This is a genomic window from Hydrogenophaga palleronii NBRC 102513, assembly GCF_001571225.1.
GTDB classification, from domain to species: domain Bacteria; phylum Pseudomonadota; class Gammaproteobacteria; order Burkholderiales; family Burkholderiaceae_C; genus Hydrogenophaga; species Hydrogenophaga palleronii.
In genome coordinates this window covers 486866-511815 of sequence record NZ_BCTJ01000001.1, presented here as the reverse complement: position 1 = coordinate 511815, position 24950 = coordinate 486866, and the positions used below count along the sequence as shown (strand labels likewise).

Annotated in this window: 19 protein-coding genes and 1 other RNA gene; 12 read left to right on the top strand and 8 right to left on the bottom strand. The window is 67.2% G+C overall.

Translation table 11 applies throughout. The features are described from left to right. Positions 1-72: 72 nt before the first annotated feature. A complete protein-coding gene (gene ppx / locus HPA01S_RS02320; protein WP_066266059.1) occupies positions 73-1548 on the bottom strand; it encodes an exopolyphosphatase in 1476 nt (491 codons plus the stop codon). A 197-nt stretch (positions 1549-1745) separates the two neighbouring features. On the opposite strand from ppx, the gene pstS reads away from it, so the two are divergent. The 7 genes from pstS (at position 1746) to phoR (ending at position 8391) form a co-directional block, all read left to right on the top strand. Then, on the top strand, positions 1746-2777 hold the full coding sequence (pstS, locus tag HPA01S_RS02315) for a phosphate ABC transporter substrate-binding protein PstS (RefSeq protein ID WP_066266058.1): 1032 nt from the start codon (positions 1746-1748) through the stop codon (positions 2775-2777). Between the two features lie 107 nt (positions 2778-2884). After that, on the top strand, positions 2885-3865 hold the full coding sequence (pstC, locus tag HPA01S_RS02310; RefSeq protein ID WP_245638546.1) for a phosphate ABC transporter permease subunit PstC: 981 nt from the start codon (positions 2885-2887) through the stop codon (positions 3863-3865). Positions 3866-3879: 14 nt separating this feature from the next. Beyond that, the gene (pstA, locus tag HPA01S_RS02305; RefSeq protein ID WP_066266053.1) at positions 3880-4734 is read left to right on the top strand and encodes a phosphate ABC transporter permease PstA; all 855 of its coding nucleotides are present in this window, start codon (positions 3880-3882) and stop codon (positions 4732-4734) included. Between the two features lie 51 nt (positions 4735-4785). Beyond that, on the top strand, positions 4786-5589 hold the full coding sequence (gene pstB / locus HPA01S_RS02300; protein WP_066266050.1) for a phosphate ABC transporter ATP-binding protein PstB: 804 nt from the start codon (positions 4786-4788) through the stop codon (positions 5587-5589). Positions 5590-5633: 44 nt separating this feature from the next. Further along, entirely contained in the window at positions 5634-6335 is a 702-nt protein-coding gene (gene phoU / locus HPA01S_RS02295; protein WP_066266048.1) for a phosphate signaling complex protein PhoU, read from the top strand. Beyond that, positions 6332-7063, top strand: a complete 732-nt coding sequence (gene phoB, locus HPA01S_RS02290; RefSeq protein ID WP_066266047.1) for a phosphate regulon transcriptional regulator PhoB — start codon at positions 6332-6334, stop codon at positions 7061-7063. Before phoU ends, phoB begins: the two co-directional genes overlap by 4 nt. Further along, complete coding sequence (gene phoR, locus HPA01S_RS02285; protein ID WP_084360392.1) at positions 7060-8391, top strand: phosphate regulon sensor histidine kinase PhoR; 1332 nt, start codon at positions 7060-7062, stop codon at positions 8389-8391. The genes phoB and phoR overlap by 4 nt, the downstream gene beginning before the upstream one ends. Here the strand turns inward: phoR and HPA01S_RS02280 are convergent. The 4 genes from HPA01S_RS02280 to trxA all read right to left on the bottom strand — a co-directional run bounded on the left by HPA01S_RS02280 (position 8381) and on the right by trxA (position 12500). Then, positions 8381-10114: a hypothetical protein gene (locus HPA01S_RS02280; RefSeq protein WP_066266045.1), complete on the bottom strand. Its 1734-nt coding sequence runs from the start codon at positions 10112-10114 to the stop codon at positions 8381-8383. The genes phoR and HPA01S_RS02280 overlap by 11 nt on opposite strands. Before the next feature lie 142 nt (positions 10115-10256). Further along, complete coding sequence (locus tag HPA01S_RS02275) at positions 10257-10520, bottom strand: type B 50S ribosomal protein L31 (protein ID WP_066266043.1); 264 nt, start codon at positions 10518-10520, stop codon at positions 10257-10259. A gap of 195 nt (positions 10521-10715) precedes the next feature. Continuing rightward, a complete protein-coding gene (gene rho / locus HPA01S_RS02270) occupies positions 10716-11978 on the bottom strand; it encodes a transcription termination factor Rho (RefSeq protein WP_066266041.1) in 1263 nt (420 codons plus the stop codon). Between the two features lie 189 nt (positions 11979-12167). Further along, on the bottom strand, positions 12168-12500 hold the full coding sequence (trxA, locus tag HPA01S_RS02265; protein ID WP_066266039.1) for a thioredoxin TrxA: 333 nt from the start codon (positions 12498-12500) through the stop codon (positions 12168-12170). Between the two features lie 122 nt (positions 12501-12622). Here trxA and HPA01S_RS02260 point away from each other — a divergent pair, with 122 nt between their 5' ends. Genes HPA01S_RS02260 through HPA01S_RS02250 form a run of 3 tightly spaced genes read left to right on the top strand, consistent with a single transcriptional unit; the run spans position 12623 to position 19904 of the window. Further along, complete coding sequence (locus HPA01S_RS02260; protein WP_084360391.1) at positions 12623-15262, top strand: PD-(D/E)XK nuclease family protein; 2640 nt, start codon at positions 12623-12625, stop codon at positions 15260-15262. Further along, positions 15259-18624 carry a UvrD-helicase domain-containing protein gene (locus HPA01S_RS02255; RefSeq protein WP_066266034.1) on the top strand — a complete coding sequence of 1122 codons (3366 nt, stop codon included), beginning with the start codon at positions 15259-15261 and terminating at the stop codon, positions 18622-18624. Before HPA01S_RS02260 ends, HPA01S_RS02255 begins: the two co-directional genes overlap by 4 nt. A 23-nt stretch (positions 18625-18647) precedes the next feature. Beyond that, positions 18648-19904: a TIGR03862 family flavoprotein gene (locus HPA01S_RS02250; RefSeq protein WP_370670975.1), complete on the top strand. Its 1257-nt coding sequence runs from the start codon at positions 18648-18650 to the stop codon at positions 19902-19904. Between the two features lie 22 nt (positions 19905-19926). On the opposite strand, the gene HPA01S_RS02245 is transcribed toward HPA01S_RS02250, so the two are convergent. After that, the gene (locus HPA01S_RS02245) at positions 19927-20280 is read right to left on the bottom strand and encodes a DOPA 4,5-dioxygenase family protein (protein WP_066266030.1); all 354 of its coding nucleotides are present in this window, start codon (positions 20278-20280) and stop codon (positions 19927-19929) included. A 150-nt stretch (positions 20281-20430) separates the two neighbouring features. Here HPA01S_RS02245 and HPA01S_RS02240 point away from each other — a divergent pair, with 150 nt between their 5' ends. After that, on the top strand, positions 20431-21477 hold the full coding sequence (locus tag HPA01S_RS02240) for a pirin family protein (protein ID WP_066266027.1): 1047 nt from the start codon (positions 20431-20433) through the stop codon (positions 21475-21477). A gap of 24 nt (positions 21478-21501) precedes the next feature. Here HPA01S_RS02240 and HPA01S_RS02235 read toward each other — a convergent pair whose 3' ends face one another. Together HPA01S_RS02235 and ffs are read right to left on the bottom strand one after the other, a co-directional pair. Continuing rightward, positions 21502-22320, bottom strand: a complete 819-nt coding sequence (locus HPA01S_RS02235) for an META and DUF4377 domain-containing protein (protein WP_066266024.1) — start codon at positions 22318-22320, stop codon at positions 21502-21504. Between the two features lie 438 nt (positions 22321-22758). Then, positions 22759-22855: signal recognition particle sRNA small type (gene ffs, locus HPA01S_RS02230), an RNA gene on the bottom strand. Positions 22856-22930: 75 nt separating this feature from the next. Here ffs and dnaX point away from each other — a divergent pair. Beyond that, the gene (dnaX, locus tag HPA01S_RS02225; RefSeq protein WP_066266021.1) at positions 22931-24940 is read left to right on the top strand and encodes a DNA polymerase III subunit gamma/tau; all 2010 of its coding nucleotides are present in this window, start codon (positions 22931-22933) and stop codon (positions 24938-24940) included. Positions 24941-24950 lie beyond the last annotated feature (10 nt).

Sequence of the window (24950 nt, the reverse complement as noted above, 5' to 3'; positions counted from 1 at the left end):
TTTCCCGTCTACCGCAGAATCGTGACGTCTGTATGACAGTGCAGGCGGGCCGGGGCCCTCGTTGCGGCTGTTTCAGCGGATGTCGGCGGCGAACTTCCAGCCCGACTTCTGCCACGCCACCACCTCTTCACCCAGCAGCCAGGCCGATTGCGGGTACCGCTTGGCCCAGCCGGGGTTGGTGGAGAGCTTGAAGGCGCGTGGCTTGTAGCTGAGCTTGACCGATTCGTACTCGGGCAACTGGCGCGCATGGCACAGCAGCACCGCCAGGCGCAAGGACATCAGCTGTTTGGCGAACAGCTCGTCCGCCAGCGCCTCTTCGAGCTTGCGCAACTTGCCGCGCTGGCCCATCACCAGCTGGCTCATGCGGTGCAGCTCGGGCAGGGAGAAGCCCGGGGCGTCCACGTTGTCCAGGATGTAGGCGCCGTGGTGGTGGGAGCGGTCGTGCGAGATGTGTGTGCCCAGCTCGTGCAGCCGCGCCGCCCAGGCCAGTTTCTGCGAGTAACGCTCGTCCACGGCCGCGACCTGCGCGAAGAGGGCGGTGCTGACGTCGCTCACGCGGGTGGCCTGTCCCTCGTCGACCGAAAAACGCTGCTCCAGCCAGCGCACGGTGCGTTCGCGCACGTCGCCGCCGTCGGTGTCGCGGTCGAGCAGGTCGTACAGCGCACCGTGGCGCAGCGCGCCCTGGGCCGGCAGCATCTGCGCGATGCCGAACAGGTCAAAGATGGCGCGCAGCACGCTCACGCCGCCGCCGATCACGGCCCGGCGGTCGTCCTTCAGGCCTTCCAGGCGCAGCTGGTCGATGTGGCCGGCCTTGATCAGGCGGTCGGTCAACCAGTCCAGGCCCGAGCGGGTGATCACGCCCGAGGCCCAGCCGTTGGCGGCCAGGATGTCGGCCACCGCGCCCGCGGTGCCCGAGGAACCGTAGGCGATGGTCCACTCGTTGGGGGGGAATTTGTCCAGCGCTTCGTCGATCACCGCCTTGGCCGCCACCTCGGCGGTCTTGAAGGCGCCGGCGGTGAGCTGGCCGCGCGCGAAATACCGCGTTGACCAGGCCACGCTGCCCAGGCGGTACGACTCCATGTTGCGCGCGGTGTAGCCCTGGCCCAGGATCATCTCGGTGGAGCGCCCGCCGATGTCGACCACCAGGCGTTTTTCGTCCGAATGCGGCAGCAGGCGCGACACGCCCTGGTAGATCAGGCGCGCTTCTTCGTAGCCCGAGACCACGTCGATGGAAAAACCCAGGATGGCCTGGGCCTGGCGCAGGAATTCCTCGCGGTTGCGGGCCTCGCGCAAGGTCTGGGTGGCGACGGCGCGCACCTGTTGTTTCTTGAACCCGTGCAGGCGCTCGGCAAAACGCGCCAGGCACTCCCAGCCGCGCTCCATGGCGGCCTGGCTGAGGTTCTTGTCCTCGTCCAGCCCGTTGCCCTGGCGCACGGTTTCCTTGAGGTACTCGACGCGTTCGATGTGGCCCGAGTGGTAGCGGCCGATTTCAAGCCGGAAGCTGTTGGAGCCGAGGTCGACGGCGGCGAGGAGGGTACCGTTTTGCATGCGTGGGGGAGGCGTGGGCCGTGAACAGGCCCAGGGAGCGGGATGGTGCGGAAAACCCGGATTGTGACGCATGCCCGTGACGGGCCCGCCTCGGGAGCGCACGGGTTTGTGTGACAAGTGGTTGATGTCACGTGGCTGTCACATTGCCTGCCTAAAGTCCACCCTGTTCCGCATCCCCAACCGTCTGGAGTCTCTACATGATCAACAAACGCATTTTCCTCAAGACCGTGGCCGCAGCTGCCATGGCCACCGCTGGCATGGGCGCGGCACTGGCCGCCGACATCACCGGCGCTGGCGCTTCCTTCCCGTATCCGATCTACGGCAAGTGGGCAGAAGCCTACAAAAAAGAAACCAATGTCGGCCTGAACTACCAGTCCATCGGCTCGTCGGGCGGCATCCGCCAGATCAAGGCCAAGACCGTGGCTTTCGGCGCCACCGACGCGCCGGTGTCGGGTGAAGACCTGGACAAAGACGGCATGGTGCAGTTCCCCGCCATCATCGGCGGCACCGTGCCCGTGATCAACCTCGAGGGGTTCAAGCCGGGCGAACTGCGCGTGACCGGCCCCGTGCTGGCCGACATCTTCCTGGGCACCGTTGCCAAGTGGAACGACCCCAAGCTGGCCGCCCTGAACCCGGGCAAGACCCTGCCTGACCAGGCCATCACCGTGGTCCACCGTTCGGACGGCTCGGGCACCACCTTCAACTTCACCGACTACCTGACCGCCGTGAGCAAGGACTGGGCCGACAAGGTGGGCAAGGGCGCCGCCGTGAAATGGCCGGCCGCTTCTTCCGTCGGTGGCAAGGGCAACGAAGGCGTGGCCGCCAACGTGAGCCGCGTCAAGGGCTCGATCGGTTACGTGGAATACGCGTACACCAAGAAGAACAACATGCCTTACCTGCAACTGCAGAACAAGGACGGCAAGTACGTGAACCCCGACGACAAGACGTTCGCCGCTGCCGCTGCTGGCGTGGACTGGTTCAGCGTGCCCGGCATGGGCGTGTCCATGGTCAATGCCAAGGGCGCCGACAGCTGGCCCATCAGCACCGCTTCGTTCATCCTGATGTACAAGCAGCCCACCGACAAGGCCCAGTCGGCCGAAGTTCTGAAGTTCTTCGACTGGTCGTTCAAGAGCGGCAAGCAAATGGCCGCCGACCTGGACTACGTGGCCCTGCCTGACAGCCTGACCAACGAGATCCGCTCCAAGGTCTGGGGCCAGATCGAGAAGTAAAGAGCACAGGGTCTTTATGACATCCGCCGGCGGGAACCACACCGACCGGCGGATTTCGCTGTTCTCAAGATCACAATAAGGGCATCAACATGAGCGTGGGAACAACCATGAGTTCGAAGTCTGTGCCGGCACAGTCCGGCAATCCCAGCATGGTGGCGATTGCCAAACGGCAACGCATCGAAGACATCTTTTTCCATCGCATCACCCAGGGCTTCTCGCTGCTGGTGCTGGTCGCCTTGATGGGCATCATCATTTCCCTGTTTGTCAACGCCTGGCCGGCTTTCCAGAAGTTCGGCCTGGGGTTCGTGTGGCGCGTCGAATGGGACGTGGTCAACGAAGAGTTCGGCGCCGCGATCGCCATCGTGGGCACGCTGGCCAGCGCCGGCATCGCCCTGCTGATCGCCGTGCCACTGGCCTTCGGCATCGCGCTGTTCCTTACCGAAAACTGCCCGGTGTGGCTGCGCCGCCCGCTCGGTACCGCGGTGGAGCTGCTGGCTGCCGTGCCTTCCATCATCTACGGCATGTTCGGCCTGTTCGTGTTCGCGCCCTTGTTCGCCGACTACGTGCAGCCCGGCATGCAGGGCCTGCTGGGCTCCATGCCGCTGATCGGCTCGCTGTTTGGCGGCGCCACCAACGGCATCGGCATCCTGGCCGCCGGCATCGTGCTGGCCTTCATGGTGCTGCCCTTCATTGCCGCGGTGATGCGCGACGTGTTCGAGATCGTGCCCCCCATCCTGCGCGAATCGGCCTACGGCCTGGGTTGCACGACCTGGGAAGTGGTGCGCCGCGTGGTGCTGCCGTACACCCAGAAGGGTGTGATCGGCGGGATCATGCTGGGCCTGGGCCGTGCCCTGGGTGAAACCATGGCCGTCACGTTCGTGATCGGCAACGCCAACCGCCTGCCGACCTCGCTGTTCTCGCCCGGCACCTCGATCGCCTCGACGCTGGCCAACGAGTTCGGCGAAGCCGCCGACTTCCACCTCTCCACCCTGTTCGCCCTCGGTTTCCTGCTCTTCGTCATCACCTTCATCGTGCTGTCGGCCGCCAAGATCATGCTGATCCGCGCCGAAAAGGCCAAGGGCCTCTGAGGATCAATACCATCATGGAATTCAACAACCGCCTCTACAAGCGCCGCCAGCTGGCCAACACCGTGGGCCTGACCCTGTCCATGGGTGCCATGGTGCTGGGCCTGTTCGTGCTGCTCTGGATCCTGAGCGTGCTGTTCACCAACGGCTTCGCCGCGCTGGACTGGAACATGTTCACCCACTCCACGCCCGCGCCGGGCACGGACGGTGGTGGCCTGGCCAATGCCATCGTCGGCAGCCTGATGATGGTCGGCTTCTCGGTGCTGGTGTCCACCCCCATCGGCATCTTTGCCGGTGTCTACCTGGCCGAGTACGGCGACACCAGCAAGACCGCCGAACTCACGCGCTTCGTCACCGACATCATGCTGTCGGCACCGTCCATCGTGCTGGGCCTGTTCGTCTACGCCATCGCGGTGGCGACGCTGGGCAACTTCTCCGGCTGGGCCGGCAGCCTGGCGCTGTCGCTGATCGCCGTGCCGGTGGTGGTGCGCACCACCGAGAACATGCTGCGCCTGGTGCCGGGCAGCCTGCGCGAAGCGGCGTTTGCCCTCGGCGCGCCGCGCTGGAAAGTCGCCACGCTGGTGACCCTGCGCGCAGCCAAGAGCGGTGTCATGACCGGCCTGCTGCTGGCCGTGGCCCGCATCAGTGGCGAAACCGCGCCGCTGCTGTTCACCGCACTGAACAACCAGTTCTTCAGCACCGACATGGGCGCACCGATGGCCAACCTGCCGGTGGTGATCTTCCAGTTCGCACTGAGCCCTTACGACAACTGGATCCGCCTGGCCTGGGGCGGGGCGCTGCTGATCACCCTCTCGGTGCTGGCGCTCAACATCGTGGCGCGGGTCTTCCTGCGCGAGAAGAAGGCCGGCTGACGCCCGCCAGATCCCTGCTAGACAGCCCTCATTCAAGATACGGAACCCAACATGCCTGCTACCGCCACCGCACAAGCACCGGCCGCCGCCACTGCCAACGCCAAGAACGCGCTCGAGTTGCGCAACCTGAACTTCTTCTACGGCAAGTTCCAGGGCCTGAAGAACGTCAACATGAACATCGAGGAGCGCAAGGTCACCGCCTTCATCGGCCCCTCGGGTTGTGGCAAGTCCACGCTGCTGCGCACGCTCAACCGCATGTACAGCCTGTACCCCGGCCAGCGCGCCGAAGGCCAGATCAACTTCTACGGCCAGAACATCCTGGACGCCAAGCAGGACATCAACCTGCTGCGCGCGCGCATCGGCATGGTGTTCCAGAAGCCCACGCCGTTCCCCATGTCGATCTATGACAACATCGCCTTCGGCGTGAAGCTTTACGAAGACCTGAGCCGTGGCGAGATGGACGACCGCGTGGAATGGGCGCTGTCCAAGGCCGCGCTGTGGAACGAAGTGAAGGACAAGCTGAACCAGAGTGGCCTGTCGCTCTCCGGTGGCCAGCAGCAACGCCTGTGCATCGCTCGCAGCGTGGCGGTGAAGCCTTCGGTGCTGCTGCTCGACGAGCCCACCTCGGCGCTGGACCCGATCTCCACCGGCAAGGTGGAAGAGCTGGTGCACGAACTCAAGCAGGACTACACCATTGCCATCGTCACCCACAACATGCAGCAGGCCGCCCGCTGCAGCGACTACACCGCCTACATGTACCTGGGCGAACTGATCGAATTCGGTGCCACCGAGCAGATCTTCTTCAAGCCGAACAAGACGGAAACCGAAGACTACATCACGGGCCGCTTCGGCTGAGCCCCAGCGAGCGAACCTTCAGCGATCCCAAGGAGACCCTCCACATGAGCGACAAACATCTGTCCAGCCAGTTCGACGCCGAACTGAACTCGATTTCCACAAACGTGCTCGAAATGGGCGGCCTGGTTGAATCCCAGCTGCACCAGGCGGTGTATGCCCTGATCCACATGAGCCTCGAGTCGGCCGAGCAGGTGCTGGAAAACGAAGCCCGGATCAACCAGATGGAGATGCAGATCGATCACGAGATCATCTCCACCATCGGCCGGCGCCAGCCCACCGCACGCGACCTGCGCTTCCTGATGGCGATCTCGCGCACGACCCAGAATCTGGAACGCGCCGGCGACGAAGTCGCGCGCATTGCCCGCATGGTCAAGTCCATCATCCAGACCGGCTCGCCGCGCAACCTGCCCAGCTCCGAGCTGCGTGTCGCCGCCGACCTGGCTGCTGCCCTGCTGCGCAAGACGCTGGACTCGTTCGCCCGCCTGGACACCACCATGGCGGTGGCCATCATCAAGGGCGACGACGCGATCGACCACGAGTACAACGGCTTCCTGCGCAAGCTCATCACCTACATGATGGAAGACCCCCGGACCATCTCGCCCAGCCTGGACCTGCTGTTCCTGGCCAAGTCGATCGAGCGCGTGGGCGACCACGCCAAGAACATCGCCGAGCAGATCATCTTCATCGTCAAGGGTGAAGACGTGCGACACGCCCCGATGTCGGCCGTGGAGTCGGCAGCCGGATGAGAAAACTACCTCGCGTCCTCGTGGTCGAGGACGAACCTTCCATCGCCGAGCTGATCGCGGTCAACCTGCGCCACAACGGCTTTGCGCCCACCGTCGTGTTCGACGGTGCGGCCGCCCAGCGCGAAGTCGATGCGGTGCTGCCCGATGTGATCCTGCTCGACTGGATGTTGCCTGGCGAGAGCGGTGCGGTGCTGGCGCGTCAGTGGCGCAAGCACGAGCGCACCAAGACCGTGCCGATCCTGATGCTCACCGCGCGCAGCGACGAGAGCGACAAGGTCCAGGGCCTGGACGCCGGCGCCGACGACTACATCACCAAGCCGTTCTCCACCCAGGAGCTGCTCGCGCGCATCCGCGCCGTGCTGCGCCGCCGCGCGCCCGAGATCGTCAACGACTCGGTGCAGGTCGGCGAGCTCGCACTCGACGCCGGCACCTACCGCGTGACCTTCCGCGGCTCCGAGCTCAAGGTCGGCCCGACCGAATTCAAGCTGCTGCACTACCTCATGAAACACGCCGAGCGCGTCCACACCCGTGGTACTCTGCTCGACAAGGTCTGGGGAGACCATGTGTTCATCGAGGAGCGTACCGTGGACGTGCATGTCAAGCGATTGAGAGAGTCACTGGGTGAAGCGTCCGGCATGGTGGAAACGGTGCGCGGCGCGGGCTACCGTCTCACGGCGATGAACCAGACCGGCAAACCGGCTCAAGGCACCCCGATCTCCGCCGCATGACCCGTCGCGCCATCGAACTGCTGCTCCTGGTCGCACTGGGGGCAGTGTGGGGCTGGACACACGACTCGGCCGCCATCACGTTTGCCGGTGGCCTCGCCGGCGCGCTCGTCTGGTCGTTCATCGACGGACTGCGTGCCCGGCGCGTGCTGCGCTGGCTCAACAAGGCCGAAGCCTCGCGCGCACCCAACATCAGCGGTGCCTGGGGCGAGCTCGTGGAGCGCTGCCGCAAGCTGATCAAGAAGCTCGAGAAAAAGGCGCAGAGCAGCGATGCGCGGCTGGAAGATTTTCTCGCCGCCATCCAGGCCTCGCCCAACGGCGTGGTGCTGCTCGATTCGTCGGGCCGGATCGAATGGTCCAACCTCACTGCCGCCAATCACCTGGGTTTTGATCCCCAACGCGATCTGGGCCAGTACGTGCGCAACCTGGTGCGCACCCCGGCCTTCACCGCCTACCTGGCCGGTGGCGACTTCACCTACGAGATCCAGGTCGACGGCCCGGGGCCACGGCCTTCACAGCCGACCAAGATTTCGCTGCAGATCCACCCCTACGGCAAGAAGCGCAAGCTGATGCTCACGCGCGACGTGACGGCGGTGCAACTGGCCGAGACCATGCGGCGCGACTTCGTGGCCAACGTGTCGCACGAAATCCGCACGCCGCTCACGGTGCTGAGCGGCTTCGTCGAAACCATGCAGAGCATTCCGCTGGAAGAGGCCGACCGCTCGCGTTACCTTGACCTCATGAGCCAGCAGGCTCATCGCATGCAGACCCTGGTCAGCGACCTGCTCACGCTCTCGCGCCTCGAAGGCAGTCCGGCCCCCGGACCGGGTGAGTGGATCGACGGTGACGAGCTGCTGACCCACGTGGTGCAGGAAGCCCGGGGCCTGAGCCAGGCGATTTCCGCCACGCCGCACGACGTCGAGCCGGTGCCCGGGCCTGCGGTCTGGGTCTCGGGCGCACGCACCGAGTTGCTCAGCGCCATGTCCAACCTGATGAGCAACGCCGTGCGTTACACGCCAGGGGGTGGCCGTATCCGCTCCGGCTGGCGCATGCGCGGGGACGGGGGCATCGAGTTTTTTGTCAGCGACACCGGTCCGGGTGTTGCCGCCGAACACATTCCGCGGCTCACCGAGCGCTTCTATCGGGTTGACCGAAGCCGCTCACGCGAGACCGGCGGCACCGGCCTGGGCCTGGCCATCGTGAAGCACGTGGCGCAGCGCCATGGTGGGCACATCGATGTGCAGAGCGTGGTCGGCGCGGGTTCGACCTTTGCCATCGCGCTGCCGCCCTCGCGAGTGCGCGAGCGGCCGCGCGATCACCTCAACGGCTGATGCGCTGGTAAACCAGCAGGCTTTCCTTGTTGTCGGTCAGGCGCCGGACGGTGGCCTTGAAGGCCCACTGCGTCAGGTCCACGCGCTGGTCCAGGGTGGCCTGCTTCTCGGGCGCCACCACCAGGCTGCGGCAGCCGGCATCGCCAGCGCTTTCGGTGCGCACGAGCCGCAGTTGCCCGTGGTACTGCAGGGCCGCGATCTGCGGCTGACTCAGGCCGTCGGTCAGCACGCAGCTGTTCGCAGGCACCAGGCGGGCGATGCTGCGTGAAATCGGGCCGTAGCTGCGGCCGAAGTCCAGCAGCGGCAGCCACAGCGTCATGAGCAGCAGCCAGCACAGCGTGGTGCCTGCAGCCGGCAGCACCAGGCTCTTCCACAGCGCCGCACGGTGCCGGCCCGCGCGCCAGGCCACCAGCCAGAGCCAGGCGCCGGTGGCGAGCGCGCCAAAGGCAAACAGCCAGAAGGAAAACTCAGGCACGAAGCCGGGCGCCAGCCGCGCCACGTTGGCCGCGGGTTTGGCCGGTACGCCGGTCTGCATGGCAAACCAGACCACCCAGATCACCAGCGCGCAGCCCGAGAAGAACACCAGCGTGAACCAGTCCACCAGCGCCGCGACGCTGCGGCGCAGGGTGGGCAGGGCGAATGCCGCCAGGGCCGCCAGGGCGGGCAGGGCGAGCAGCAGGGCGCGGTCGCGCTGGTCCGACTGGGCGCTGTCGACCACGCTCACCAGCACCGCCCAAAGCGGCAGCGCCACATGGGGCTGCACCAGCTGGCGCCGCCAGCGCCACAGGGTCCAGAGCATCAGCGGCCAGGCCGGCCAGGTGAACCAGACCAGCAGCCTGCCCCAGCTTTGCCATTCAATCGCCGACAGCGGCGTCTGCAACGCCGGTGCCGGCACCAGGCCGGCGGTCACGGTGACCACGAAGGCAGCGGCCAGCAGCAAGGCCGACCAGAGCAGGGTGTCGTGCTTGGGCGCCGGGGTGTCGGTCAGCCAGCCTGTTTCGGCGACCAGGGGGCGCGCGCTCTGGCGGGACAGGGACAGCACCAGCAACAGACCGACGCCCAGGAGGGCCGCGATCCAGGGTGCGCCACTGAGGATCAACGCCAGCACCGCAATGCCCCAGCACAGCACGCTGCGCATCGGGTGGCGGTTGCCTGCATGGGCCAGCCGGGCGGCGGCGAACAGCAGCAGCGACACCCAGGCCAGGCGTGCCAGGTCGGGCGTGGTTTCGTGCGAGAGCTGGGCCAGGCCCAGGCAAGCCATCAGGGCCAGCAGGCCGGCGTCGGCCAGGGCCCGCGCGTAGTCGGTGGGGCGGGCCTCGCCACCAAAGGCAAAGGCCACCGGCTGGGCGGCCGGCTGACGGGCCAGGTGGTACACGGTGTACCAGGTGCAGACCAGCGTCAGGGCGAGCAGCAGCGCAAACGGAATGCGCACCGCGAATTCGGGCGAGACAAAGGGCAGCAGCTTGATGAACACCGCACCCAGCCAGTAGGGCAGCGGGCCGGCTTCGTCCACAGCCTGGCCCAGCAGGTGCGGGTTCCACCAGCTGCTGTGGCCGAGCGCCATCTCCAGCATCACGCCGAAGGCCGAGACGTCGGCATTTTTCCAGGGCTCGCGGCCGAGGAAGCCGGGCAGCACGTAGGCGGCGCAGAACAGGATGAGTGCGAGCCGGGGCAGGCGGCGCACGGCCGATTGCGTGACGATGGCGGGGGTGGGCTGATTCACTGCGGCGAATATACAGGGCCGGGGCCGGCGGCGTGGGCCGCAGCCATGGGAGGGAGAGGGGCGAAAAAAAAGCAGCCGTGAACAGGCTGCTTTTTTTTTGCAAGGCACCGGGCACCTGGGTGTCCGGTTTGAAGCCCGCTGCTTACTTGGCAGCTGGCGTGCCCTTGCCGTAGCGGTTGCGGAAACGTTCCACGCGACCACCCATGTTGTCCACGCTTTTTTGCGTGCCGGTGTAGAAGGGGTGCGATTCGCTCGAGGTGTCCAGCTTGTACAGCGGCAGCTCGCGACCGTCTTCCAGCTTGATGGTCTCTTTCGTGTTCGCGCAGGAGCGGGTCACGAATTTGAAGCCGTTGGACAGGTCCTGGAAGCAGACTTCCCGGTAGTTGGGGTGAATGCCGTCTTTCATGGCGTTTCTTTCAATTCAGGTGCCGCAGCCGCAACGAAACCATTTCGTTGTACTTGCCGCAATTAGCAAAGCCTTGGATTATAGCCGTGGAACCAGGGCCCAGCCGCTTTTCAGCCAGAAACAGCCGGGATGCGGCCCGATCAGGCCATTCCCGGTCTGCTTTTCCTGAAGGGAAGGGCCCGTCAAGCAGGAGACTCAGCCGCCCCTGCGCATCATGTCGAAGAACTCCGAATTGTTCTTGGTCGACTTCATGCTCTTGAGCACCATCTCCATGGCCTCGATTTCGTCCATGTTGTACATGAACTGGCGCAGGATGCGGGTCTTCTGCAGGATCTCGGGCTGCAGCAGCAGCTCTTCGCGGCGGGTGCCGCTGCGGTTGAGCTGGATCGAGGGGAAGACGCGTTTTTCGTACAGGCGGCGGTCGAGGTGGATTTCGCAGTTGCCCGTGCCCTTGAATTCTTCAAAGATCACTTCGTCCATGCGGCTGCCGGTGTCGACCAGGGCGGTGGCGATGATGGTGAGCGAGCCACCTTCTTCGATCTTGCGCGCGGCGCCGAAGAAACGCTTGGGGCGTTGCAGTGCGTTGGCGTCCACACCACCGGTCAGCACCTTGCCGCTGGAGGGCAGCACGTTGTTGTAGGCACGGGCCAGGCGGGTGATGGAGTCGAGCATGATCACCACGTCCTTGCCGAGTTCGACCAGGCGCTTGGCGCGCTCGATCACCATCTCGGCCACGTGCACGTGGCGCGCAGCGGGTTCGTCGAAGGTGGAGGCAATGACCTCGCCGCGCACGGTGCGCTGCATTTCGGTCACTTCTTCCGGACGCTCGTCGACCAGCAGCACCATCAGTTCCACGTCGGGGTGGTTGGCGGTGATGGCATGGCAGATGTGCTGCATCATCACCGTTTTGCCGCTCTTGGGCGGCGCCACGATCAGGGCACGTTGGCCGCGGCCGATCGGGGCGATGATGTCGATCACACGGCCGGTGATGTTCTCTTCGTTCTTGATGTCGCGCTCGAGCCGCATCTGTTCCTTGGGGAACAGCGGCGTCAGGTTCTCGAACATGATCTTGTGCTTGTTGTCCTCGGGAGGACGGCCGTTGATCTTGTCGAGCTTGTTGAGTGCGAAATAACGTTCGCCATCCTTGGGGATGCGAACCTCGCCCTCGATCATGTCGCCGGTGTGCAGGTTGAAGCGGCGGATCTGGCTGGGCGAGATGTAGATGTCGTCGGTGCTGGCGGTGTAGCTGGTGTCCGGCGCGCGCAGGAAACCGAAACCGTCGGGCAGCACTTCCAGCACGCCGTCCGCATACACCAGTTCGCCGCCCTTGGCGCGCTTCTTGATGATGGCGAACATCAGCTCCTGCTTGCGCATGCGGCCAGTGTTTTCGATCTCAAGCGCTTCAGCCTGCTTGAGGACTTCAGACACGTGCAGTGCCTTGAGTTCGTTAAGGTGCATGGAATTCACTCCGGGAGGGAGTCGAGACAACGATCGGGGGAGGGGGCGCCGGCGTCCGGATGGCGGACGGTGCGCTGAAAGAAGGGCAGGCGTCTGTCAGGCCTGCTGGCACAAATTATGACAGGAAAAAAATGCGGCTGGCGGGGAAACGGGACCCGGGCATTGCACCCGGGGCCCCGCCGCGCGGACTCAGGCCAGTTGCTGGTCGATGAAGGCGGTCAGCTGTGCCTTGCTCACGGCGCCGACCTTGGTGGCGGCGAGCTGGCCGTCCTTGAACAGCATCAGCGTGGGAATGCCACGAATGCCGAACTTGGCGGGCACGTCGCGGTTGTCGTCCACATTGAGCTTGGCGATCTGCAGCTTGCCGTTGTACGAGCCTGCGACTTCGTCCAGGATGGGGGCGATCATCTTGCAAGGGCCGCACCACTCCGCCCAGAAGTCCACCAGCACCGGCGCTCCGGCGTCCAGCACATCAGCCTGGAAGCTGGCATCGGAAACGTGTTTGATCAGGTCGCTGGCCATGATTCGTCCTAAAAGTCGTTGACAGGGGAGGTTACAGTTTGGGGCCCGTGCCGGCAGTTCAAGGTGTTCTCACACCCTCTGGGCACACGGTCCGCATCATTGTGACAGAAACCCCCATTTCCATGCCGCCTGTAAGCCCGACCGACGCCCCTGGCTTGCCTGCAACGACGCCGCATCCGGCAGACCAGGCCTGGGTGCGGCTGGTGGCGCAACTCGATGAGGCGCTGCAAGCGCGCGCCCTGCCGGCCGCACGCGCCGTGGTGCTGGTGCCCTACGCGCAACTGATGAAGGGCGGCCAACGCGCCTGGGCCAGCGCCCACCCGAGCGGTTTTGCGCCGCGCTTCGAGTCCAGCCGCAACTGGGCCGCGAGCCTGCAACCTTTCCTGCCCGGACCGGGTGACCTCAGCATGGACATGGCGCGCGACAGCCTGATCGCCGCCGCCCTGATCGAACGCGTGGCCCCGGCGCGCGCCGACACCGCCTTGCGCGCCACCATGGTCAGCCGCCTGGTCGAGGCAGCGCGCCAGCTGGCGCCGCTGGCCGCGGCGGTGCCGCCCGAGCAGCGCCTGGCCTGGGCCGAACCCCTGCGTGCCGGCCTGGTGCCGTCCCAGCCGTCCCTGCATTGGGAAGGCATGCTGGCCACGCTGGCCCTCACCTGGGCCAGCACCTCGGCCTATGCCACCGATGTGCTGTGGAGCGCGCAGGCCGGGCCCGGCGCATACGCCGATCTGCTGGTGCTGCTGCCGGGCTTCCAGCAAGACCCGCTGGCCAACGCGCTGGCCGCGCACTGGGGCGAGCGCGCGCTGGTGTTGCCGCTGCACGAATCGGTTGGGGGGGGCGACAGCACCACTGTGCGCCTGCATGCCTGCGGCGACGCCGAAGACGAAGCCCAGCGCGCCGCTGCCTGCGTGATCCAGCAGCTCAATGCCGGCCACACGCCGGTGGCCCTGGTGGCCAACGACCGCCTGCTCACGCGCCGCGTTAGCGCCTTGCTGCACGGTGCGGGCGTGGTGGTGCGCGATGAAACCGGCTGGAAGCTCTCCACCACCCACGCGGCCGCACAGCTCATGAGCCTGCTGCGTGCGGCCGATGCACGTGCGTCCATGGACGAGGTGCTGGACCTGCTCAAACAGGCGCGCCGCTGGAGCGAGGCCCAGGTGCAGCAACTCGAACAACAGGTGCGCGAGGCCGGCATTTCGCGCTGGTCGGCCGCGTTGCAACACCACCGCATCGGCGCCAGCCTGCCCGAGGGTCTGGCCGCCGTGCTGGAGGCCTTGCAGACCGGACGGCCCTTGACGCAGTGGCTCAGCGACGTGGCCGAGGCACTTGAACACTGTGGCTTGCGCGAGTCGCTCGAAGCCGATCCGGCTGGCCAGCAGCTGTTGCAGGCGCTGCGCCTCAGTGACGGCGCGGCGATGGAGCTGGCAGCGGTGGCCGACACCATCCGCGGCACCGACGCGCCACGCAACGGCGCGCGACTGTCGCTCCCGGCCTTCACCGCCTGGGTGCGCGACGTGCTCGAAGGTGCCAGCTTCACGCCGCGCCACGAGGGCGAAGCCGCCGTGGTGGTGCTGCCCATGGCGCAGCTGCTGGGCCGCGCGTTCGCCGCCACCGTGGTGCCCGGCTGCGACGAAGCGCATCTGAGCCCGAGCCCCGAACCGCCGGGCGAGTGGACCGTGGCGCAGCGCGAGCTGCTGGGCCTGCCGTCGCGCGAAGCACTGACCGAAGCGGCAGCAAGCGCCTGGCATTCGACCCTCGCCATGCCCGAACTGGATCTGCTCTGGCGCACGCAGGAGCGCGGTGAGGCGGTGCTGCCCAGTGCCTGGGTGCAGGCCCTGCCGCAGCATGCGGATACCCAAGTCGACCCGCGTGGACAACGTGGCCTCAGCGCCCAAGCCCGGCCACGCCCCGCACCCTCGGCCGCCGATGTGTTGCCCGAGTCGCTCTCGGCCAGCGCGTATCAGGATTTGCGCGACTGCCCCTACCGCTTTTTCGCCCTGCGCCAGCTGCGCCTGGTGGAGGCGCCCGAGCTCGAAGCCGAGCCCGATCAGCGCGACCTTGGCAACTGGTTGCACGCGGTGCTGCGCGCTTTTCATGAAGAGCGCGGCGATACACGCCCGGGCCGCGACGTCGACCGCGAACGGCTCGATCAGCTGGGCAACGAGACCGCCAGCGCCATGGGCCTGAACGCGGGCGAGGGCGGTGCCGGCTTCCTGCCGTACCAGGCCGTGTGGCCGGCTCTGCGTGAGGGTTACCTGGATTGGCTCGCGGGCTATGAAGCGCAGGCCGGCCAGCCCGGCCCGCGTTTTGTGCAGGCCGAGGCCGCGCTCAACGCCATGGCTGGCCCCTGGACGCTCTACGGCAAGCTCGACCGCATCGATGCGCAGGACAGCCCCGAAGGCGCGATTCCGTTCGTGATCGACTACAAGACCGAGAGCCGCAGCAAGACCAACGACCGCGTGAAGGAACCGCTGGAAGACACCCAGCTCGCGTTCTACGCCGCGCTGCTGCCCGACGAGACCCTGCGCGCGGCCTACCTCAGCATCACCGACAAACGCGGCGACGGCGGCAAGGACACGCCCACCTGGCTGGTGGAGCAACCCGAGGTGCTGATGGCACGTGAACACCTGCGCGAAGGCATCGCGCACGACATGGCGCGGGTGGCCGCCGGCCACCCCATGCCGGCGCTGGGCGAAGGCCGCGTGTGCGAGTATTGCGCCGCGCGTGGCCTGTGCCGCAAAGACTTCTGGGCCGCGGCATGAATGCACCCGCCTACCGCATCAACGGCGCCCCCGCCGCACGCGAAGCCTTTTACGCGCTGGCCTGCGACCCGGCGCGCAGCATTGCCGTCGAAGCCTGTGCCGGCGCGGGCAAGACCTGGATGCTGGTCTCGCGCATCCTGCGCGCGCTGCTCGACGGTTGTGCGCCGCAAGACATCCTGGCCATCACCTTCACCAAAAAGGCCGCGGGCGAAATGCGCAGCCGGCTCAACACCGAGCTGCGCCGCTGGTCCACGCTGTCCGACGACGCGTTGGCCGGTGAGCTGCGCGCGCGTGGCCTGAGCGATGCCGACGCGCTGCGCCGTGTGCCCGAAGCGCGCAGCCTGTATGCGCGCATCACCGCCATCGGCCGCCCGGTGCAGGTGCGCACCTTCCACAGCTGGTTCGCTGCCTTGTTGCGCGGCGCGCCCCTGTCGGTGCTGCAGGAGCTGGACCTGCCGGTGCAATACGAGCTGCTCGAAGACGATGCACAAGCCGTGGCCCAGGTCTGGCCGCGCTTCTACGCCGCGCTGACGCGGCACCCGCAGGAGCGCCAGGACTTCATGGACAGCGTGGCCGAACACGGCCGCCACCAGACGCTGGTGGCGCTGAAAAAGGCCCTGGACAAGCGCGTGGAGTTCGTGCTGGCCGACGCCGCCGGCGTGCTGGACGCCTCGGTGGAGCCGATGGCCGAACGTTTCCCCGAGTTCACCGGCTTCGAGCCGCCCCGGCAGTGGCTGGTGCAGGATGCACGCGCCGCCACGCTGTTGCGCGAAGCCGCCCAGGCCCTCGGCCGCGCCAGCGCCGTCACCTTCGCCGCCAAGGGCGTGGAGCTGGAGCAGGCGCTGACGCAGGCCGATGCCGCCGGTGTGCTCACCGCCTTGCTGACGCAGAAAGACGAACCGCGCAAGTTCAGCGACAAGCTCGCCGGCATCGAGGCCGTGCGCGCTGCGCAAGACTTGGCGCAACGCACGCTCGACGCCCAGCGCCAGCACCGCGCCTGGCTGCACCACCAACGTTTGTCGCGCCTGGCGCGCGTGCTGATCGGCAGCTTCGCCGCCTTCAAGCGCGAGCGCGGCTGGGTCGACATGAACGACGTGGAAGGCGCCGCGCGCCGCCTGCTCGGTGACGCCGAACTCTCCGGCTGGCTGCAGCAGCGGCTGGACGCGCGGCTGCGCCACGTGCTGATCGACGAATTCCAGGACACCAACCCGCTGCAGTGGCAGGCGCTCTACGGCTGGCTGTCGGCCTATGCCGGCGCCGGCCCGGGCGAAGCGCCCAACGTGTTCCTGGTCGGCGACCCCAAACAATCCATCTACCGCTTCCGCCGTGCCGAGCCGCAGGTGTTCAAGGCCGCGCAGGCCTTCGTGGTGCAGGGCCTGGCCGGTGCGCTGCTGAGTTGCGACCACACGCGCCGCTGCGCGCCCGCCGTGGTGAACCTGCTCAACGCCGCCATGGGCGCGGCCGTGCTCGCCGGTGAATACAGCAGCGACTACCGCAGCCACACCACCGAAAGCACCAAGGACGGCGAAGCGCTGTGCCTGCCGCAACTGCCACGCAGCCTGCGCGAGACCTCGGCCGGGGGCGACCCCACGGTCTGGCGCGACAGCCTGGTCAAACCTCGTGTCTTGCCCGAAGACAGCATGGCCGCGCTCGAAGCCGCGCAGGCGGCCGACTGGCTGGCCGAGCAGGTCGCCGATGGCCGCATCAAACCGGACGACATCATGGTGCTGGCGCGCCGGCGCGAACGCCTGGCCTGGATGCACGAAGCCTTGCGCGAACGCGGCATCAACAGCGAACAGCCGGAGAAGCTGCAACTCGGTGAAGCGCCTGCGGTGCAGGACGTGGTGGCGCTGCTCGACGCCCTGGTGTCCACCCGCCACGACCTGAGCCTGGCGCACGCGCTCAAGTCCCCGTTGTGCGGCTGGTACGACGAAGACCTGGCCCAGCTCGCGCGCCTGCGCCAACGCTGGACGCCGCCGCGTGGCGACGATGCAAGCGCCGCCGCTCCCGCGCGCCTCTCGTGGTGGCAGGCGCTGCAACGCTGCGCCGAACTGCCCGAGCACGAGCTGCTGGCGCTGTGCCAGAACGCCGAACAGGCCACCCAGCTGCGCGAGACCGCGCTGCGCCTGGCGCTGTACCGCGGCTGGCTGCTGGCGCTGCCACCGCACGACGCGCTGTCGGCGCTCTACGACCACGGCGACGTGCTGGCGCGCTTCGCGCAAGCCGTGCCCGCCAGCCAACGCGGTGCCGTGTTGGTGCAGCTGCGTGATCTGCTCACACAGTCGCTGGCGCAGGACGGTGGCCGTTTCCTCACACCCTACCGCCTGGTGCGCGCGCTCAAGGCCGGCGGCATCAAGGCCACGCCGGTGCAGACGCCCGGCGCCGTGCGCCTGCTCACCATCCACGGCGCCAAGGGCCTGGAAGCCCACACCGTGCTGCTGCTCGACACCGACAGCGGTTCGGCGCGGCCCGAGAGCATGGGCGTGCTGGTGGACTGGCCGGGTGAAGACCCCTTGCCGCGCCGCTTCATCTTTCTCGCCAGCGAGAAGTCGCCACCGGCCTGCGCGGTGGACGTGTTGCGCCTGGAGCAGGAGGCGCGCTCGCTCGAAGAACTCAACGCGCTCTACGTGGCGCTGACGCGTGCCGAGATCCGCCTCGTGGTCTCCAGTTTCGAGCCGCACAAACGCAACACCACCACCTGGTACCAGCGCCTGCAGCCGCTCAGCGCCGCCGCCGAAGCGCCGCCGGTGGTGGCACCGGTCGGCCCGGCCGCGGGGCAGGGCGCAGAGCGCTTCAGCCTGCCGTGCCTGCCCGCGCTCACCGCTTTGCCCGCAGCCACGACGACCGCCGTGGCCGACCTGGCCGCCGAACCTGCGGCACCGGTGGACGACACCGTCAACCGCATCGGCCTGGCCCTGCACCGCCTGTTGCAATGGCGGCCCACACCCACGCAGGGCTTCGACTGGTCCAGCGAACACACGCAGGCCGTGGCGCGCGAATTTGCGCTGAGCGCCGCACAGGCGCGTGACACCCTGGCCATGGCCCAGCGCATCGTCGCCGGTGAAGCCGCCTGGGCCTGGGACGCCGAGGTGTTGAACCACTGGGGCAACGAGGTCGAGCTGTTCCACCAGGGCACGCTGCTGCGCCTGGACCGCCTGGTGCGCCGGCGCGACAGCGGCCACTGGTGGGTGCTGGACTACAAGAGCGCTGCCCACCCCGAACACAAGCCCGAGCTGCTGGCCCAGATGCAGGGCTACCGCCAGGCCATGGCCGCGGCGCGGCCCGGCGACACGGTGCGCCTCGCTTTCATCAATGCACAGGGCCGGCTCATTGAGCTGGCCGATGCGCCCCTTTCCGAATGAGTCCTGATTTGCCTTCGCCCTTGATTGTTGATGTCGCCGTGATCGGTGGCGGCCCCGCCGGCCTGATGGCCGCCGAAGTGCTGAGCCGCGCCGGCCTGTCGGTGCACCTGTTCGACCGCATGCCCTCGGTCGGCCGCAAGTTCTTGCTGGCCGGCAAGGGCGGCATGAACCTTACCCACGCCGAAGCCCTGTCGGCCTTCGTCGGCCGCTACGGCACGCATGCCGAACGCCTGCGCCCGCTGCTCGACACCTTTGGCCCGCAAGCCGTGCGCGACTGGGCCGCGGGCCTGGGCATCAGCACCTTCGTGGGCAGCTCGCAGCGCGTGTTCCCGGTCGACATGAAAGCCGCGCCGCTGCTGCGCGCCTGGCTGCACCGCCTGCGCCATCCTTCGGGCGATGGAGCGCCGGTGGTCTTTCACATGCGGCACCGCTGGATTGGCTGGGATGAGCAGGGCGCGTCGCTGCAGTTCGAGTCGCCGCACGGCGCCTTGCAGGTGCAGGCACGCGCCACCGTGCTCGCACTCGGTGGTGCGAGCTGGGCCCGCCTGGGGTCTGATGGCGCCTGGTTGCCACCGCTGCAAGCGGCGGGCGTGGACGTGGCGCCGCTGCTGCCGAGCAACTGCGGCTTCGAGGTGGCGGGCGGCTGGAGCACGTTCTTCCGTGAGCGTTTTGCGGGCCAGCCCTTCAAGTCGGTCGGCATCCGCGCCACCGACAGCCTGGGCCAGAGCTTCCAGCGCAAGGGCGAATTCGTCGCCACCGAAACCGGCGTGGAAGGCAGCCTGCTGTACGCCGCCTCCAGCCTGCTGCGCGACGAAATCGCGCGCAAGGGCCAGGCCACGTTTGAACTCGACCTGCTGCCCGACCGCCATGCCGAACAGGTGCTGGCGCATGTGGCGCACCCACGCGGTTCGCGCAGCCTCTCCAGCCACCTCAAGAGCCGGCTGGGGCTGGACGGCATCAAGATGGCCATCGTCAACGAGCTGGTGGAAAAAGACGCGATGCACGACCCGGTGCGCCTGGCCGCCGCGCTCAAGGGCCTGCCGATCACGCTCAAGGCAACCCGCCCGATCAACGAAGCCATCAGCACCGCCGGCGGTGTGCGCTGGGAAGCGCTGGATGCGGGGCTGATGGTGAAGGCGCGCCCCGGCCTGTTCTGTGCTGGCGAAATGCTGGACTGGGAAGCGCCCACCGGCGGTTATCTGCTCACGGCCTGCCTGGCCAGTGGCGTGGCGGCGGGCGAGGGTGTGCGCCAATGGCTGAGCACCAGCGCGCCGGCCTGACACCGGCCACCCCTCAACACGCTCAGCCCGTCAGGGCTTCCAGCTTCAAGGTGTAGGACTTGCCGAGCCAGAGCGCCGCATCGCGGTGGTCGGCCAGCTCGTCGCCGGTGTTGGGGTGGATGAAGACATCCAGCGCGCCATGGTGGAGCGCGAGCCAGCCCACGACAAAGGCGAACTCGGCAGCGTCGAACGCCAACTGGTATGTCCAGACCGGGTGCGGCCCCACGGGCTTTTCGTGAAAGCGGCCGATCTCGACGCGTGTGCCGAGCGCGCTGGCGATCAGCTCACGCAAGCCCCATGCAGCGTCGCGCGTTGCGGCATCGAAGTAGACGTGAGCGTGCCAGCTCGAAATGGTGTCGGGTGTTCTCGGTTGCATGTCGGTGTGTTGCGCAGGGCGTGAATGGGCTTCCATGCTAGCCGAGCAGGGCGGCGGCGAATGACCTTGGCCATGTCAGGCGCTGTGCACCGGCGTATTCTTTTGCGCAAACCCCACCAGCCCGTTTGACATGGATTTGAAGAAGACCGCATGAACGACACGCCCACCATTCTCGAAAACGTCCCGATGAACCGCCCGTGGACGGGCGTTGATCCGTTTCTGTTCTGCATGTACCACACGGACCAGTACCCGCCCGGGAACGGCCGCCTGGGCATCGACGCTGGCGCGCTGCAAGGCCGCCCGCTCGGCAGCGACTTCAGCGGCGAGAACGGCTACAGCATGTACCACGGCGAGATGGTGCCGGGCTTCCCCAGCCACCCGCATCGCGGGTTTGAAACCGTGACCATCGTGCGCCAGGGCTATGTGGACCACGCCGACTCGCTCGGCGCCAAGGCGCGCTACGGAGTGGGTGACGTGCAATGGCTCACCGCAGGCGCAGGCGTCCAGCACGCCGAAATGTTTCCCTTGCTGCACACCGACCGCGACAACCCGCTGGAGCTTTTTCAGATCTGGCTCAACCTGCCCGCGCGCAGCAAGTTCGCGCCGCCGGCATTCAAGATGTTGTGGGCGGAAGACATCCCCCACTACACGGAGGACGGCGTTGAAGTCACCGTGATCGCGGGTGCGTACCGGCCGGTGAACGGGCGCGCAGCCTTGCAGCCCGTGTCTCCCCCACCCGACAGCTGGGGCGCGCAGGCCGCATCGGATCTCGCGCTGTGGCTGCTGCACCTGCAGCCGGGTGCGTCGCTGGAGCTGCCCGCGGCGAACTCCGCGCAGGCCCTGAGGACCCTGTACGTTTTTGAAGGGGATGGTTTGTCGGTTGGTGGTGAAGCTGTGGGCGGCGAGCGCATCGTGCGCATCACGACCAACGTGACGACGCGCCTGTCCAATGCCGGCCATGGCAACGTGCAGGTGCTGTTGATGCAGGGTGTGCCGCTGAACGAACCGGTGGCCGCCGCCGGGCCCTTCGTCATGAACACCCAGGCCGAGCTGCACCAGGCGCGCGTCGACTACATGCGCACGCGCTTCGGTGGCTGGCCCTGGGACACCCCAGCGCCCACACACGGCGCGGGCCTGGAGCGGTTTGCACTGTACCCGGGGCAGGATGCCCCGGAACGCCCACCGGCCAAGGCCTAGTAGCGCACCGGTGCGCTGCCTGCGTTAGCGGCTGCGCACCGTTTCGGTTTCAACGCGCAGGTCGAGCTGGTAGACGAACCTGGATGCATCCGCCGGAGGCTGGGCCAACGTGTAGCGCTTGACGCGCAGCACGTTGCGAACCCCCGGTTGGTGGCTGAAGCCCTCGATCATTCCGTAGAAAGCGCTCCACTCACCGGTGGTGGTTTTGACGCCCGCCTTGTCGTACTTCACCTCACGAACCTGCATGCACTGCGCATCCTTCATGACGCCGTGCGAGCAGGGCTTCAGCTCAGGCCCCACCTCCAGGAACATGGTTTCGCCTGCGCTGCCGTATTGCGTGGCAGCCGTTGGCGTGCCGTTCAGATACCAGCGCTCGCCACTCGCGAGCTGCAGCACGAGGCGCGGTGGTTGCCCGCCATCCACCAGCTGCACGCGGTGCACGCCGCTCAGCTTCGTCGCCACGCTCTGCTCCAGTTGCATCAATGCCGGGTTGGAACAGGCCATTGCGGTGCTGACGGCCCGAGACACCGTGAGCTTGTCGCCGTCGAGCGTGTAGCCGGCGCTGATGTGGTTGCAGAGCCGCTCGACCACCAGCAGCGGGGCGCCGGGCCTGGCATCGCCCACAAAATTCAACCGCACGCGCTTGTCGGGCGGCGCTGACGAAAACCCCTCCAGCGGCAGGCCGCCTCCGTCGGTGGCCTTCTCCATATCCCAGTGGAAGGCCTGCAATGTCTTGTCCAGGGCGCCCGCAGGTGCCGAGGCGCCTGGTGCCTGGTTGGTGGCGCAGGCAGCCAAGCCCAGCAGGGCGGCGGTGCAGAACGCAAGTCGTGCCGAAAATTTCACCTTGAACTCCCTTTCAGTTTCGCGTCAGAACCCACTGCTGCTCACGCAACAGAAATGGCATTCTGCTTGCCGGGACATGGGCGGGTGTGGGTGTTCTACGAATACCCCTCGGGAGGGCGCATGGGCAAGCCCCAAAAGAATGAGTCACAGCCCGGTGGCGGCCTGAAGCGGTGCAGAAGTGATTGCTGATGCCTGCCTGTCTGGCTGCACGCGCCCAAGGACTGAACAAAGCGGCCGTTAGCGCACTTGCCCTGGATGAGATGCCGCGTGGGGGAGAGCAATGCGGAGGTTGAAGAAACCACCGCGTTTGGAGAGACCAGAAAACCTGCCACCAGACCTCACGTTGGATTCAACGTGTCACAGTCAGGTGCTACAAGCCGGCCTTGCAAGGCCTTTGGTCCCGTCAACCCGTTGATGCACAACGGGCTCTTGGAAAAAGGTGACGAGCCTTGACCCCGGCACTGGATTCACAGTTAGGGCTGCTTGGTTCCCCACCTGACCCGGTTGGCCGCTTCACCATGCGGGAAGGCCCGTCGGGGTCGATTGTAGGCGATGCGGCATCGTGCCGCTGGCCGGGGTGGCATACCCCCCGCCGCTTAGAATCGCTCGCATGTCCTATGTCGTTCTGGCCCGCAAATACCGCCCGCGCAATTTCACCGAAATGGTGGGGCAGGGGCATGTGGTGCAGGCGCTCTCGAATGCGCTGACGACGCAGCGGCTGCACCATGCCTACCTGTTCACCGGCACGCGCGGCGTGGGCAAGACCACGGTCTCGCGCATCCTGGCGAAGTCGCTCAACTGCCTGGGCACCGACGGCCAGGGTGGCATTACGGCCGAACCCTGCGGCGTCTGCCAGGCCTGCACCGACATCGACAGCGGCCGCTTCGTCGACTACACAGAGCTCGACGCCGCCTCCAACCGCGGCGTGGACGAAGTGCAGGCCCTGCTGGAGCAGGCGGTCTACAAGCCGGTGCAGGGGCGCTTCAAGGTCTTCATGATCGACGAGGTGCACATGCTCACCAACACCGCCTTCAACGCGATGTTGAAGACGCTGGAGGAGCCGCCCGAATACCTCAAGTTCGTGCTCGCCACGACCGACCCGCAGAAGGTGCCGGTGACGGTGCTCTCGCGTTGCCTGCAGTTCAACCTGCGGCCGATGGCGCCCGAGACGGTGCTGGAACACCTGCAGCAGGTGCTGCAGACCGAGCAGGTGCCGGCCGAGGTGCAGGCGCTGCGCCTGATCTCGCGCGCCGCACGCGGCTCCATGCGCGATGCGCTCTCGCTCACCGACCAGGCGATTGCCTTTGGCGGCGGCCAGTTGCAGGAAGCCACCGTGCGCCAGATGCTGGGCGCGGTGGACCGTTCTTATGTGCTGCGCCTGATCGATGCACTGGCGCGTGCCGATGGCGCCACCGTGGTCGACACCATCGACGCGCTGCGCCTCAATGGCTTGAACGCGGCGTCCACGCTGGAAGAAATGACCGGCGTGCTGCAGCGCATGGCGGTGCTGCAGGCGGTGCCGGGGCGTGTTGCGCAGACCGAAGGCCTCGAAGATCCGGACGAAGCGCAGATTGCGCAACTGGCGCAGAGCCTGCCGGCCGACGAGACGCAGCTGCTCTACAGCCTGTGCCTGCACGGCCGCGCCGAGCTGGGCCTGGCGCCCGACGAATACGCGGCGCTCACCATGGTGCTGCTGCGGCTGATGGCCTTCAAACCGGCGGGTACTGGCAGCGGCAACACCGCCACGGCGGAAAAAAAAACACTGAAAACGGCTGAGGCGCCTGCCGCAGCCGTTGCCTCGCCCGTGGCTGCACCGGCAGCCGCACCTGTGGCTGCTGCGCCGCTGGCGCCTCCCGTGGCTGCCGCACCGGCGCCAGCGATGATGCCGGTGCCGGTGGTGAGCCAACCACCGGCGCCGCCACCGCCCACACCACAAGCGCCGGCCGCGCCCGTGAGCGCGCCCGTGCAATCCGCCCCGGTCACCATGCCGCCGGCGGCCAGTGCGCCACCGCCGCAACTGTCACAGCCGTCAGGGCCCATGGACGACGACGCGCCCTGGCCCGAAGACGACGGCCCGCCGTGGGACGACGCATCCGAACCGGCGCAGAGCCAGAGCCGCCGCGTGGTCTCGATTCCGGTGCGCGACGCGGGTGAGCCCGGTCCGCTCGACCAGCCACAAGCGCAGGCCGAGGCGGGCACGCAGACCGTGTTGCCGGCCGCGCCGGGTGGCAGCGTTGAAGGCGACTTCTGGTTTGACACCGTGATGCAGCTCGCACGCGCCGAAACCATCACCGCGCTGGTGCGTGAGCTTGGCCTGCAGTCGCAACTGGTGGCACGCGATGCCGACCAGTGGGTGCTGCGCGTGGAGCGCAGCTCGCTCAACCAGGGCAACACCCGCGAGCGGCTCGCCACTGCGCTGCAGACCCTGGGCCATCAGGTGCGCCTGGTGGTCGAGATCGGCAGCGTGACCGATTCACCATCGCGCCGCGTGGCCGCCGAGGCCGCGCGCCGCCAGCGCGAGGCCGAAGCCCAGATCCTGGCCGACCCCTTCGTGCAAAGCATGATGCGCGACTTTGGCGGCAAAATCGTGCCCGGCACGCTCAAGGCCATCAGCGCCTGACCCATCCCCC

Coding starts and splice junctions, on each gene's coding strand:
- phoB (WP_066266047.1), top strand. CDS start 6,332: ATGAGAAAACTACCTCGCGTCCTCGTGGTCGAGGACGAACCTTCCATC.
- pstC (WP_245638546.1), top strand. CDS start 2,885: ATGAGTTCGAAGTCTGTGCCGGCACAGTCCGGCAATCCCAGCATGGTG.
- phoR (WP_084360392.1), top strand. CDS start 7,060: ATGACCCGTCGCGCCATCGAACTGCTGCTCCTGGTCGCACTGGGGGCA.
- rho (WP_066266041.1), bottom strand. CDS start 11,978: ATGCACCTTAACGAACTCAAGGCACTGCACGTGTCTGAAGTCCTCAAG.
- dnaX (WP_066266021.1), top strand. CDS start 22,931: ATGTCCTATGTCGTTCTGGCCCGCAAATACCGCCCGCGCAATTTCACC.
- HPA01S_RS02240 (WP_066266027.1), top strand. CDS start 20,431: ATGAACGACACGCCCACCATTCTCGAAAACGTCCCGATGAACCGCCCG.
- HPA01S_RS02275 (WP_066266043.1), bottom strand. CDS start 10,520: ATGAAAGACGGCATTCACCCCAACTACCGGGAAGTCTGCTTCCAGGAC.
- HPA01S_RS02255 (WP_066266034.1), top strand. CDS start 15,259: ATGAATGCACCCGCCTACCGCATCAACGGCGCCCCCGCCGCACGCGAA.
- HPA01S_RS02245 (WP_066266030.1), bottom strand. CDS start 20,280: ATGCAACCGAGAACACCCGACACCATTTCGAGCTGGCACGCTCACGTC.
- pstA (WP_066266053.1), top strand. CDS start 3,880: ATGGAATTCAACAACCGCCTCTACAAGCGCCGCCAGCTGGCCAACACC.
- ppx (WP_066266059.1), bottom strand. CDS start 1,548: ATGCAAAACGGTACCCTCCTCGCCGCCGTCGACCTCGGCTCCAACAGC.
- trxA (WP_066266039.1), bottom strand. CDS start 12,500: ATGGCCAGCGACCTGATCAAACACGTTTCCGATGCCAGCTTCCAGGCT.
- HPA01S_RS02260 (WP_084360391.1), top strand. CDS start 12,623: ATGCCGCCTGTAAGCCCGACCGACGCCCCTGGCTTGCCTGCAACGACG.
- phoU (WP_066266048.1), top strand. CDS start 5,634: ATGAGCGACAAACATCTGTCCAGCCAGTTCGACGCCGAACTGAACTCG.
- pstS (WP_066266058.1), top strand. CDS start 1,746: ATGATCAACAAACGCATTTTCCTCAAGACCGTGGCCGCAGCTGCCATG.
- pstB (WP_066266050.1), top strand. CDS start 4,786: ATGCCTGCTACCGCCACCGCACAAGCACCGGCCGCCGCCACTGCCAAC.